This window comes from Rhizobium sp. CB2179 (genome assembly GCF_057653455.1).
This window is the reverse complement of record NZ_CM172781.1, coordinates 1,776,224-1,788,084: the sequence shown is the minus strand read 5'-3', so window position 1 is coordinate 1,788,084 and position 11,861 is coordinate 1,776,224. Positions and strand designations below refer to the sequence as shown.

The 11,861-nt window shown below is 63.2% G+C and carries 12 protein-coding genes; 7 read left to right on the top strand and 5 right to left on the bottom strand.

The window, feature by feature from the left end; all coding sequences use genetic code 11:
• Nucleotides 1-52 precede the first annotated feature (52 nt).
• The 7 genes from AC244Q_RS09010 to AC244Q_RS08980 all read left to right on the top strand — a co-directional run bounded on the left by AC244Q_RS09010 (nucleotide 53) and on the right by AC244Q_RS08980 (nucleotide 6,505).
• The gene (locus AC244Q_RS09010; RefSeq protein WP_113545133.1) at nucleotides 53-841 is read left to right on the top strand and encodes an ABC transporter substrate-binding protein; all 789 of its coding nucleotides are present in this window, start codon (nucleotides 53-55) and stop codon (nucleotides 839-841) included.
• A 113-nt stretch (nucleotides 842-954) separates the two neighbouring features.
• Nucleotides 955-1,632 (top strand): amino acid ABC transporter permease, encoded by a 678-nt coding sequence (locus AC244Q_RS09005; RefSeq protein ID WP_017994010.1) that lies wholly within the window; start codon nucleotides 955-957, stop codon nucleotides 1,630-1,632.
• Nucleotides 1,629-2,303 (top strand): amino acid ABC transporter permease, encoded by a 675-nt coding sequence (locus tag AC244Q_RS09000; RefSeq protein WP_012757359.1) that lies wholly within the window; start codon nucleotides 1,629-1,631, stop codon nucleotides 2,301-2,303. The genes AC244Q_RS09005 and AC244Q_RS09000 overlap by 4 nt, the downstream gene beginning before the upstream one ends.
• Before the next feature lie 32 nt (nucleotides 2,304-2,335).
• Nucleotides 2,336-3,064, top strand: a complete 729-nt coding sequence (locus AC244Q_RS08995; protein ID WP_012757358.1) for an amino acid ABC transporter ATP-binding protein — start codon at nucleotides 2,336-2,338, stop codon at nucleotides 3,062-3,064.
• 112 nt (nucleotides 3,065-3,176) lie between these two features.
• Nucleotides 3,177-3,968, top strand: coding sequence for an SDR family NAD(P)-dependent oxidoreductase (locus tag AC244Q_RS08990; protein WP_017994009.1), 792 nt, complete (start codon nucleotides 3,177-3,179; stop codon nucleotides 3,966-3,968).
• 416 nt (nucleotides 3,969-4,384) lie between these two features.
• Nucleotides 4,385-5,320, top strand: a complete 936-nt coding sequence (locus AC244Q_RS08985; protein ID WP_012757356.1) for an MBL fold metallo-hydrolase — start codon at nucleotides 4,385-4,387, stop codon at nucleotides 5,318-5,320.
• A 222-nt stretch (nucleotides 5,321-5,542) separates the two neighbouring features.
• The gene (locus AC244Q_RS08980) at nucleotides 5,543-6,505 is read left to right on the top strand and encodes an AEC family transporter (RefSeq protein WP_128407919.1); all 963 of its coding nucleotides are present in this window, start codon (nucleotides 5,543-5,545) and stop codon (nucleotides 6,503-6,505) included.
• On the opposite strand, the gene AC244Q_RS08975 is transcribed toward AC244Q_RS08980, so the two are convergent.
• From AC244Q_RS08975 to cysG, 5 genes are read right to left on the bottom strand one after another with little or no spacing between them, the layout of a single operon-like run.
• Nucleotides 6,473-7,684: a UbiH/UbiF family hydroxylase gene (locus AC244Q_RS08975; protein WP_128407918.1), complete on the bottom strand. Its 1,212-nt coding sequence runs from the start codon at nucleotides 7,682-7,684 to the stop codon at nucleotides 6,473-6,475. The two genes, AC244Q_RS08980 and AC244Q_RS08975, sit on opposite strands and share 33 nt — an antisense overlap.
• A 38-nt stretch (nucleotides 7,685-7,722) precedes the next feature.
• Nucleotides 7,723-8,235 carry a DUF934 domain-containing protein gene (locus AC244Q_RS08970; RefSeq protein ID WP_017994005.1) on the bottom strand — a complete coding sequence of 171 codons (513 nt, stop codon included), beginning with the start codon at nucleotides 8,233-8,235 and terminating at the stop codon, nucleotides 7,723-7,725.
• A 10-nt stretch (nucleotides 8,236-8,245) separates the two neighbouring features.
• Entirely contained in the window at nucleotides 8,246-9,916 is a 1,671-nt protein-coding gene (locus AC244Q_RS08965) for a nitrite/sulfite reductase (protein ID WP_017994004.1), read from the bottom strand.
• A gap of 8 nt (nucleotides 9,917-9,924) precedes the next feature.
• The gene (locus tag AC244Q_RS08960) at nucleotides 9,925-10,239 is read right to left on the bottom strand and encodes a DUF2849 domain-containing protein (RefSeq protein ID WP_012757352.1); all 315 of its coding nucleotides are present in this window, start codon (nucleotides 10,237-10,239) and stop codon (nucleotides 9,925-9,927) included.
• A 2-nt stretch (nucleotides 10,240-10,241) separates the two neighbouring features.
• Nucleotides 10,242-11,678 carry a siroheme synthase CysG gene (gene cysG / locus AC244Q_RS08955; protein WP_026157344.1) on the bottom strand — a complete coding sequence of 479 codons (1,437 nt, stop codon included), beginning with the start codon at nucleotides 11,676-11,678 and terminating at the stop codon, nucleotides 10,242-10,244.
• Nucleotides 11,679-11,861 lie beyond the last annotated feature (183 nt).

The window sequence follows — 11,861 nt, the reverse complement described above, 5'->3', positions numbered from 1 at the left end:
TCAAAAGGCACCCACGGGTGGGTAGGACAACGACAACCGGGAGGAATATGAAATGAACATTACCAAGGTTTTCGCCGCAGCGGTCGCGCTTGCCAGTATCACCGCCGCCGCCAATGCCGGAACGCTCGACGACATCGCCAAGCGCGGTGAACTGCGCGTCGCGGTGCAGACACAAGGCCCTCCCTTCTCGTTGGTCGACGCGGCCGGCGAACGGACCGGCAGCTCGGTCGAGCTCGCCGAATTGATGGCCAAGGAAATGGGCGTGAAGATCACCTTCCTTGATTTCGACTGGGATGGCCTGATCCCGGCGCTGTTGTCCGGAAAGGCCGATCTCCTGGTCGCCGACATGACGCCGACGCTGGCGCGGGGAATGAAGGTCGCCTTCACCAAGCCCTACATGTATACCGGCAGCACCGTCTTCACCAAGGCCGGCGGCAAGTTCAACACGACCGGAGACTGCAAGGCCAAGGGCACCAAGATCGCGGTACTGCTCGGTGCCACCGGCGAGAAAGAGGCCAAGGCCGCCTTTCCCGATGCCGAGATCAAGAGCTACAAGGGTGGCGGCCCGCTGCTGCTCGATGCCGTCAATAACGGCCAGGCCGATTGCGGCGTCAACGACGTCTCGGCGGTCAAGGGTCAGTCAACGGCTTATCCGGCCGGCAGCTTCACCATTATGCCCGACATGCTGTCGAAGGAGCCGTTGGCATTCGCCACGCGCTATGACGAACCGGACCTGTTGATCTGGATGAACCAGTTTCTCGACCAGGTCACCCTCGACGGCCGTCTGCAGAAAAACCTCGATTATTGGGTCAACTCCGACAACTGGAAGAAGGATCACTAAGCCCGACCCATGGTTCAAGCATCCATCTGATCCGGCCGGTTTCGCGCGCGCTTCGGCGTCGCGAGACCGTCCGGGACATTTCGTCTTCCGCCGTCTGGGATAGGCCATTCGCCATGCTCGAGAACTTCAGCTTCCGCGCCATCGTTGAATATCTGCCCTTGTTCGGGCAGGGTCTCTTCACGACGGTGTGGCTGTCGCTCCTCTCCTTCGCCGGTGCGCTCGCCGTTGGCATCGTGCTCGTCGCCATGAACCTGCAGCCCGCCCGGCTGTTTCGCCTTCCCGCCAAGGCCTTCATCGACGCGGTGCGGGCCACACCCTTGCTGGCGCAGCTCTATTTCCTCTATTTCGGTCTGCCTCGCCTCGGCTTCATCCTGCCGGAACTCGTTGTCGGCATTCTCGCCTTGTCGCTGAACAGCGGTGCCTATATTGCCGAGATCATCCGTGCCGGCATCCTGTCGATCCACCGCGGCCAGGTGGAGGCAGGCATCGCTTCGGGCATGACCTTCATCCAACGCATGCGCTTCGTCATCCTGCCGCAAGCATTCAAGGTGACGATTCCACCATTGCTCGGCCAAGCGATCGTGCTGGTCAAGGATTCGGCCTTGCTATCGTTGATTTCGGTCGCCGAACTGACCCGTGCCGGGCAACTGCTTGCCTCCGACCGCTTCATGCCCGCCGAAGGGTTCATGACCATCGCGGCCTTCTACCTCCTGCTCTATTACGGCCTGAAGGGGCTAGCGGCGCTATCCGCGTACTGGCTCGGATTGGCGCCGACAGGAGCGCGGACATGATCTGGCAGCAGTTGCAGAGCCTCGCCGGCAGCTATCCCCTCGCCTTGCGTGGCCTCGGCATGACCGTCGCGTTGTCGCTGATTAGCCTGGTGCTCGGTACGCTGATCGGCTTTTGCCTCGGCATCCTTCGGACTGGTGGAAGCCGGCTTTTAAGCGCAGCGATCGGCTCCTGGGTCGACCTGATCCGCGGCACGCCGTTCCTGGTGCAGATCTTTCTGATATTCTTCATTCTGCCGGAATTCGGCATCGAGCTCGACGCCTTCAGTGCCGGCATCATTGCTCTGACAAACCTCGCGGCTTGTTTTATCTGCGAGATCGTCGCCGCCGGCATCCGCGCCGTTCCAACCGGCCAGATCGAGGCGGCGCTGGCGTCCGGGCTGTCACGGTGGCAGAGGATGCGCCAGGTCGTGCTGCCGCAGGCGATGCGGATCGTGTTGCCGCCACTGGTTGGCCAGTACGTGCTGCTGATCAAGGATTCCTCCGTCGTCTCGGCCATCGGGCTCACCGACCTCACGCGGGTCGGCTGGCTGGTGGTGCAGCGGGTGCCGAATGGGCTCCTGGTCTTCTTCCTGGTCGGCGTGGGTTATTTCATTGTCTGCTATCCGCTCATCATGCTCGCCCGCCGTCTGGAGCTTCGAATGGGCGCGGCCCATGGCGAGGTGCGATTGTGACGCCGCCGCAGAATCCGAAAGGTTGAACCAGCATGATCGAGTTTCGCGCCGTCAATAAATGGTTTGGCCCACTTCATGTGCTCAAGGATATCACGCTCGACGTCGCGCCGCGCGAGGTCGTCGTCGTCTGCGGTCCATCCGGCTCGGGCAAGAGCACCTTGATCCGTTGCGTGAACGGTTTGGAGACGATCCGTGACGGTGACTTGGTTGTCGACGGTCAGCGTCTCGGCGATCGCACCACCAACATGACACTATTGCGCGCGGAGATCGGCTTTGTCTTCCAGTCGTTCAATCTCTATCCGCACAAGACAGCGCTGGAGAACGTCACGCTGGCGCCAATGCACGTGCGCAAGATCCCGCGCGCCGAAGCCGAGAAGGCCGGCCGCGAGCTGCTGGCCAAGGTCGGGCTCGCGGACAAGGTCGATGCTTACCCCGCGCAACTGTCGGGCGGCCAGCAGCAGCGCGTGGCCATCGCGCGCTGCCTCGGCATGCGCCCCAAGATCATGCTGTTCGACGAACCAACCTCGGCGCTCGATCCCGAGATGATATCGGAAGTGCTCGATGTCATGGTCGCCGTCGCGGAGGAAGGCATGACGATGATGGTGGTGACCCACGAAATGGGCTTCGCCCGCAAGGTCGCGCAACGCGTGGTGTTCATGGACGCCGGCGCCATCGTCGAAAGCGGCACGCCGGATGAATTCTTCGCCCACCCGAAGACCGACCGCAGCCGCGCCTTCCTCGGTAAGATTCTGCGCCACTAGAGCCCGTTGATCGGTTCCCTCCCCTACGCGAAAGGATTATCCGCATCGTTGGCTGTTGCGAGACCGGCCGCCAGTTCATACGTTCTGTCATCCAACCTCACAGGAGCAGAAGATGCAGATCGACCTTACAGGCAAGACCGCTCTGGTTACCGGATCCACCGAAGGCATTGGATACGCAATCGTCCGCCAGCTCGCGAGGGCGGGTGCGAACGTGGTGGTCAACGGCCGGTCCGAGGAAAAGACCGCGAAGGCCGCCGACCGCCTGAAAGGCGAAGGCGCCAAGGGAAGCGTGACCGCGGCGGCAGCGGATCTCGCAACCGCTGGCGGATGTAACGCTCTTGTCGCCCAGGTTCCTCACGTGGACATCCTCATCAACAACGCGGGCATCTTCCAGCCGCTAGACTTCTTCGATGCGGACGACGAGGTATGGGACCGCCACTGGCAGGTGAATGTCATGTCCGCCGTCAGGCTTTCGCGCGCATATCTTCCGGGCATGCAAAAGCTCGATTGGGGCCGCGTCATCTTCATCGCGTCGGAATCCGGCTTTAACATACCGGTCGAGATGATCCACTACGGTGTCAGCAAGACCGCAGACATCGCGGTTGCCCGCGGCCTTGCCAAACGCATGGCCGGCACAGGCGTCACCGTGAACTCCGTCCTTCCCGGCCCCACGCTGTCCGAAGGCGTCGAGGCGATGCTCGCCGAGGAACGTGCGAGGACAGGGAAACCGATCGAGGAGGTGGCGGCGGACTTCGTCAAGAAGCACCGCGCCGGTTCGATCATCCAACGCGCCGCGAGCGTCGAGGAAATCGCCAATCTCGTCACCTATCTGGCCTCCCCTTTAGCGTCCGCAACGACTGGAGCTTCGATGCGCGTGGACGGAGGCCTGATCGACACGCTCTGACGGACTCCACCGACCGGCCACTGCATCGTCTTCGTCGGAAGTTGTCTCCGCGATGCGCTGCCGTGGCGGGCTATTTGCAGCTTTTCGAAGCGGCTTTCGCGCGCCCGCCATGGTCCGCTGGCCCGGCAAGATGCCTCCCGGCAGCGTAGAAAACGGCATCATGTCCGGCCTCGACTGTCAAAGATGACATTTGTGGCGAGCCCAGTCACAGGCATGCCGCGTTCGCTGATCTGATCGAGTCCGCCCATCAGCACGCCGCCGACAGCAAAAAGCGAGGCCTGGACCTATGCCGTGGTATGGCTTGCCCTGTCCCTCGGCCCCACCCGCCCTTATCCCTCGACCCAATCGATCGAAAACACGGCTCCATGTAGCGTCGTCGATGCCGTGTTTAAGGCGGCGGTCAGAAGGAGACGAACATGAACCTTGAGACAAAGATGAGCCTGGAAAACACCGCACACACCGGCAGACCTCGGCTCGACGAATTGGTTCCGTCGCGCTACGCGGTGCAGGTCGGCGAGATTGAGGTGCTGGTGGTCAGCGACGGGGTGCTACCGCTCCCAACCGCGATGCTGGGACACAACATCGATCCCGCCGTCCGAGCGGCCTGGCTGAAAGACATGTTCCTGCCAGCGGACGCTTTCGACTGGGCGCTGAACGTGGTCGTGGTACGCAGCGGCGACCAGACCATACTTCTCGACGCCGGGTTGGGGCTCGACCCGGACCTGCACCTGCCGCGGGCCGGGCAGCTGATCAAGCGACTGGAGGCCGCCGGCATCGATCTTGCGTCGGTGACCGACGTGGTCCTGACCCACATGCACATGGACCACATTGGCGGGCTGCTCGTCGACGGAGTGAAGGACCAGCTGCGTCCGGACCTGCGGATCCACGTGGCGGCGGCAGAAGTCAAGTTCTGGGAGGCGCCCGATTTCTCTCGGGTCTCCATGCCGCCGGGCTTCCCGGACGCGCTTCGGGCGACCGCCAAGCGATTCGCCAAAGAGTATCGCAGCCATCTCAGGCTGTTCGATGATGAGTACGAGGTGGCGCCGGGCGTGGTCGTCCATCGCACCGGCGGCCACACCCCCGGCCACAGCGTGATCCGCGTGGCCTCCGGCGGCGACAGGCTAATGTTTGCCGGCGACGCCGTGTTCGCGGTCGGGTTTGAACATCCGGACTGGTACAACGGCTTCGAACACGACCCCGAGGAGGCGGCGCGCGTTCGGGTCCGTCTGTTGCGGGAACTGGCGGAGACCGGCGAGCAGCTGGTGGCCACTCACCTGCCGTTTCCCTCCGTCGGCCGGGTGGCGGTGGACGGCGACGCCTTTCGTTGGGTGGCGGCCTTCTGGGACTATTGATCGCTTGTTGGCGGTCGCAGAGCGTGTACTCATCGCGTGAATGAGTCCACGCTCTACTGGTTTGTTTTTTTGAGCAATTCCGAACGCAAAACCGCTACACAGTTTCGCTGGAATTGCTCTTGTTTCTGCGCAATTCCTGACGAAAAACCGCTACACACTTTTGCTGGAATTGCTTAAGTCAGATCCTGACCCGCCGATCATCCCCGCGCCCTGGAAGACCTCTTGGCCGATATTGTCAGCCTGCTATTGCCGTTCTTCGGCCTGATCCTGATCGGTTACATCGCCGCCAAGGCGACCAAGCAGCCGGCCGAAGCGCTCGGCTGGCTGAACACTTTCATCATCTATGCCGCCCTGCCCGCGCTGTTCTTCAAGCTCGTCTCGCGCACGCCGATCGAAGAGCTGACGCGCGTCGATTTCATTGTCACCGATATCGCGGCGACCTATGCGGTCTTCATCCTGCTTTTCGTCATCGGCCGCGTCGTGCGCGGCAATTCGCTGGCCGATTGCACCATCCAGTCCTTTGCCGGCGCCTATGGCAATATCGGCTACATGGGACCGGGCCTGGCACTCTTGGCGCTCGGCGAAGGCGCAGCCGTGCCGGTGGCGCTGATCATCTGCTTCGAAAACGCGCTGCATTTCATCGTGGCGCCGGCGCTGATGGCGGCGGCCGGCGACGACAAGCGTTCAACAGGCCAACTCGCCGCCGATATCGTCCGGAAGGTGGCGCTGCATCCCTTCATCCTGTCGACCGCGCTGGGCTTTGCGGTGGCCGCCTTGCACATCGACCAGCCGCCGGCGTTTCAGCGCCTCGTCGACTATCTCGCCCAGGCGGCGGCGCCCTGCGCGCTCTTTGCCATGGGCGTGACGCTGGCGCTCCGACCGTTGAAGCGGATCCCGGCAGAAATCTCCTATATCGTGCCGGCGAAGCTGATCCTTCATCCGATCGCGGTCTTCGTTGCGCTGACGGCGGTTGGCGGTTTCGAACCGGTCTGGATCCAGGCGGCCGTGCTGCTCGCCTCACTGCCGACGGCGACCAACGTCTTCGTCATCGGTCAGCAGTATGGCGTCTGGCAGGAGCGCGCCTCGGCGACGATCCTGATCACGACGGTGTTTTCGGTGGTGACTGTTTCGCTCTGGCTAATCGTGATCCGCTCAGGCCTTCTTCCGCTTCAGCTTTTCCCGTAGCGCCTCCGGAATATCGCGGAAGCCGCGGCCCGGCTCGATGCCCTCACGCATGACGATATTGCGCAGCGGCGGTATGGCCGAGAGGATGTGCAGGCCGGCAGCGCGCAGCATCTGGACGGGCAGCAAATCCGAAAGCAGCGAGCGGTTGAGAATATCGACACTTGCCGTGCGCGTCATGATGTCGGCGCGGCGTTTGCGGTCGAAGCTTTCGCCGGCGTCGGCCGGCACCGGCAATTCCGCCCTGTCGCAGAGGATATCGGCAAGCGCCATGATATCGCGCAGGCTGAGGTTCAGCCCCTGAGCCCCGATCGGCGGGAAGACATGGGCGGCCTCCCCGATCAGCGCGATGCGTCCCTTGCCGAAACGATGCGCCATCATGCCGGAGAGCGGCCAGACCTGGACGCCCTCTTCGACATCGACCTTGCCGAGCATGGACTGCATGCGCGCCTCGACAAGGGCGCCGAGCTCGGCAAGCGGCAATTCCATGCGGTTCGCCGCCTCAGCAGGATCCTGCACCCAGACCAGGCTGGAGCGGCTTCCCGGCAGCGGCACCTGGGTGAAGGGGCCGTGTTTGGTGTGGAATTCGGTCGAGATATTCTGGTGCGGCAGCGAATGGGCGAAATTCAGCACCATGGCCGATTGCGGATAGGACCAGTTGCGCACGGCAATGCCTGAGGTCTCGCGCAGCTTCGAGCCGCGGCCATCGGCGCCGACGGCAAAATCGGCCGACAGCATCTCGCCACCGGTAAGCGTGATCGAGACTGAAACGGCCGATATTTCGATCGATTCGGCCATATCGGTGAAGCGGGTAATATTGCCCTCGCCGGCCGCGGCCTCTTCGAGAATGCCGGTCAGCGCCTTGTTGGGGAAATTGTAGCCGAAGGCATCGAGGCCGACCTCGGCCGCGCGGAAAGTGGTGGTCGGCGCGCGCAGCAGCCGATCGGTGCCGTCGACGATGCGCATGCTGGTCAGAGGAGCGGCTGCGGGGCGGAGCTTTTCCCAGAGCGCTAGGCGGTCGAGGAAGCGGATCGACTGATCCATCAGCGCCGTGGTGCGTCGGTCTTCCTTCGGAGCAACGGGCGCCACCAGCGCCACGCTGCGGCCGCCGCGCGCCAGCGCGATTGCAGCAATCATACCGGCCAGACCGCCACCGATCACCGCCACTTCGAATGTCTTCATGCTACCGTTCCGTCATCATACGAGGACGAACCGGTCGCTCATGCGGCCGGCTTCGCCTGGCGGCGCCAACTATAGCCCTTGCCCGCTTCGGCGTCACGCACCGCCGGCTGATAATGATGGGGAATGGCGGGAAGACGGTTTTCAGAAAGCCGATTCAGCGCCGTGGCGTTGGTGACGGAAAAGCTGTCGATCCCGACGCGCAGCATCAGTGGCACTTGGTCGATCAGCACGTCGCCGACGGCGCGCAGCTCGTTGGTGTAGCCGAGGCGCTGGCGCAGCAGCGAGGCATGGCTGAAGGCGCGGCCGTCGTTGAAAGCCGGAAAGGCGACGGCGACGATTTCGAGGCGATCGAGATAGGGCTCCAGCCGGCGCACATCGTCGGCCGGCTTGATAAGCACGCCGAGGCCGACATCGTTGCTTTCGTCGGCCCTGGCGATCAGTTCGTCGAGACCGAGCAGCGGCTTCTGCTCCTCGGTCGCCTTTACCTCGTCGGTCTCGATCACCCAGGGATCGTTTTCGACAAAACCGGTTTCTCTCCAGATCTTCGTCATCATCCCCTCCTTATGCCGCTTCGGCGGCCGAGCCGTAGAGCGCAGTCTTGAATGGCTGCGGTCCGACGCGGCGATAGGCGGCGAGGAAGTTCTCGGATTGATCGAGGCGCAGGCCGAGATAGGTGTCGACGATTGTCTCGATCGCGTCCGTCACGCGGTCCGGCTCGAAGCCGCGGCCGATGATTTCGCCGATCGAGGTATGTTCGTCGCCGGAGCCGCCGAGGGTGATCTGGTAGAGTTCGGCGCCCTTCTTCTCGACACCGAGCAGGCCGATATGGCCGACATGGTGATGGCCGCAGGCATTGATGCAGCCGGAGATCTTGATCTTCAGCTCGCCGATCTCGGCCTGGCGTTCGGCATTGCCGAAGCGGCGGGAGATTTCCTGTGCCAGCGGAATGGAGCGCGCATTGGCGAGCGCGCAGTAGTCCAGCCCGGGACAGGCAATGATATCGGTGATCAGGCCGGCATTGGCTTCCGCCAGATTGATGGCGACGAGGCCGCGATAGACGGCTTCGAGATCGGCAAGCGCCACATGCGGCAGGATCAGGTTCTGCTCATGGCTGACGCGGATTTCGTCGAAGGCATATTCCTCGGCGAGATCGGCAATCGCATCCATCTGCGCATCCGAGGCATCGCCCGGAATGCCGCCGATCGGCTTCAACGAAATCGTCACCATGCCGTAATCGGGGTTCTTGTGCGGCTGCACGTTCTGCTGAACCCAGCGGGAGAAACCGGAATCGGCCTTCTTCCAGCGGGCAAGGTTTTCCCAACCTTCGGCGCGTTGGGGCAGCGCCGGCGGCGCGAAATAGGCAGCGATCGACTGGACGTCCTTTTCCGGCAGCTTGAGCTCGGTATCCTTCAGCGCGGCGAATTCAGCCTCCACCTGGCGCGTCAGTTCCTCGGTGCCGGTTTCGTGCACCAGGATCTTGATGCGGGCCTTGTATTTGTTGTCGCGGCGGCCGTGCAGATTGTACACGCGCACGATGGCCGTGGTGTAGGAGAGCAGGTCTTCCTCGGGCAGGAAGTCGCGGATCAGCTTGGCGATCATCGGCGTACGGCCCTGGCCGCCGCCGACATAGACGGCAAAGCCGATCTCGCCCTTGTCGTTCGTCTTCACGTGCAGGCCGATATCATGGACCTGGATTGCGGCGCGGTCGCGCTCGGCGCCGGTGACGGCGATCTTGAACTTGCGCGGCAGGAAGGAGAATTCCGGGTGGACCGACGACCACTGGCGCAGGATTTCGGCGTAAGGACGCGGATCGGCGATCTCATCGGCGGCGGCACCGGCGAAGTGATCGGCCGTGACGTTTCTGATGCAATTGCCCGAGGTCTGCAGCGCATGCATCTCGACGCTGGCAAGGTCGGCAAGCGCATCGGGAATGTCGGACAGTTTCGGCCAGTTGAACTGCAGGTTCTGGCGCGTGGTGAAGTGGCCATAGCCGCGGTCATAGGTGCGGGCGATATGGGCGAGCATGCGCAGCTGGCGGGAGCTCAGCGTGCCATAGGGAATGGCAATGCGCAGCATGTAGGCGTGAAGCTGCAGGTAGACGCCGTTCATCAGGCGCAGCGGCTTGAACGCGTCCTCGGCGAGCTCGCCGGAAAGGCGGCGCTCGACCTGATCGCGAAACTGCTCGACGCGCTCGGTAACAAAGGCATGGTCAAATTCGTCGTAACGGTACATCGTCTTCCTCAGACTGCAATGAATTCGGGATCGGCAGGAGCGTAGCCCGGGGCATATTCCATGGTCGGGCCCTGCGCGCGGATGCGCTCGCGAAGGCGAAGAGGCCAGAGAATGCCGTTGGTTTCCTGAACGTCGACAACGGCGACGTCAACCACCTCGTTGTCGGCATAGGATTTCTTGCCGATCGCCTCCAGCGCCTCAACGGCCTCGGCATGACGGGCAACAAGCGCCTCCTGCAGCGAGGTGGACCACTTCCCGTTCGCATCCAGCCAGACGGCAATGCCGTCCGTCAGCCGGTTGGCGGTCAGAACCTTGTCACCCATATTCAGCTCCTTGCAAGTTCCTCGAGCCGGGCGTTTGCGCGCACCAAGGGCTCGGACAGTTCGAAATTGGCACCGGCGACCGCATCGCCGATGATGACCATGACGGGCCCTGTTAATTCGTCGCGGTGCTGCAGATCGGGCAGATCGGCGAGCGTGCCATGCAGCAGGCGGCGATCGGCGCGGCTGGCATTTTCGATGACGGCGACGGTGGTCTCAGACGGGATGCCCGCCTGCATCAGCCGCTCGGCGACGGAGGCGGCAACCGTGCGGCCCATATAGACAGCGATCGTCGCGCCGGAAACGGCAAGGCTTGCCCAATCGGGCAGCACGTCGCCGGTGAGATCATGGCCGGTGGTGAAGACCAGCGAGGAGGCGACGCCGCGCAGTGTCAGCGGCAGCTCGAAATCGGCAGCGGCGGCGAAAGCCGAGGTGATGCCGGGCACGACCTCATAGGTGATGCCGGCAGCGCGCAGTGCCGCCATTTCTTCCCCTGCCCGGCCATAGACCAGCGGATCGCCGGATTTCAGACGGACGACGCGCTTGCCCTGACTGCCGAGATCGACCAGCAGGTCGTTGATCTCTTCCTGGGACTTCGAGTGGCAGCCCTTGCGCTTGCCGACGGAAAGCCGCTCGGCATCACGGCGGCCCATATCGACGATCGCCTGCGGCACCAGCGCGTCATAGACGATGACGTCGGCTTCCATCATCACGCGCTGGGCGCGCAGCGTCAGCAGGTCCTCGGCACCCGGACCGGCGCCAACCAGCCAGACGTGGCCGGCGACCTTGTCCATCGCGTGCAGCAGCCGGTCGGCGGCATGCCGGGCCTGCGGCAGGTTGCCGTTGGCGACCGCATCGGCCACGGCACCGGAGAAGAAACGGCGCCAGAAGACCCGGCGGGAGACGCCTCTGGGAATCAGTTGTTCGACGGCCTTGCGGTAGCTCGTCGCCAGCCCGGCAAGACGGCCGAGCGAGGGCGAAAGAAGCTGGTCGATCTGCGCGCGGATCATCTGCGCCAAAACCGGCCCTGCCCCTTCCGTGCCGATCGCCACGGCGACGGGGGCGCGGTTGACCAGCGCCGGCGTGAAGAAATCGCAGTAATCGGGTTGATCGACGGCATTGGCCGGAATTCTGGCAGCGCGGGCGGCATCGACGATGCTGCGGTCGTCAGCTTCATCGCCGGTTGCGGCGAAGACGAGCGCCGAACCCTCGACCTGTTCGGCTGCGAAGGCAGCGCGTACGGTCTCGATCCGGTTGGCGATCAGGAAAGCGTGGTAATCGGCTTCCGGCCGGTCGGCATAGGCGATAATCCGCGCCCGCGTGTTGAGCAGCAGCCGCACCTTGGCGAACGCTTCGTCGCCATTGCCGAAGACAGCCGTCTTCTGGCCTTCCACGCGAAAGAAGGCGGGAAATACCGAAAGCTGTTCAGTCTTGGGAGGCATCATCAATCCACTTCGAGGTTGCCGGAATATGCCCTTGATCGACAAGGGATTGAAGGAACAGAAATTCGAAAGCCCAAGCAAGCAGGTATTCTTTTGCTCGTGCCGTCAGTGATTTGAGAAAAGTCACCCGTGCGTCCCAAAAGCCGCATGTTCCCAGCCCGCTTGCTGCGGTGCAGTATAAAG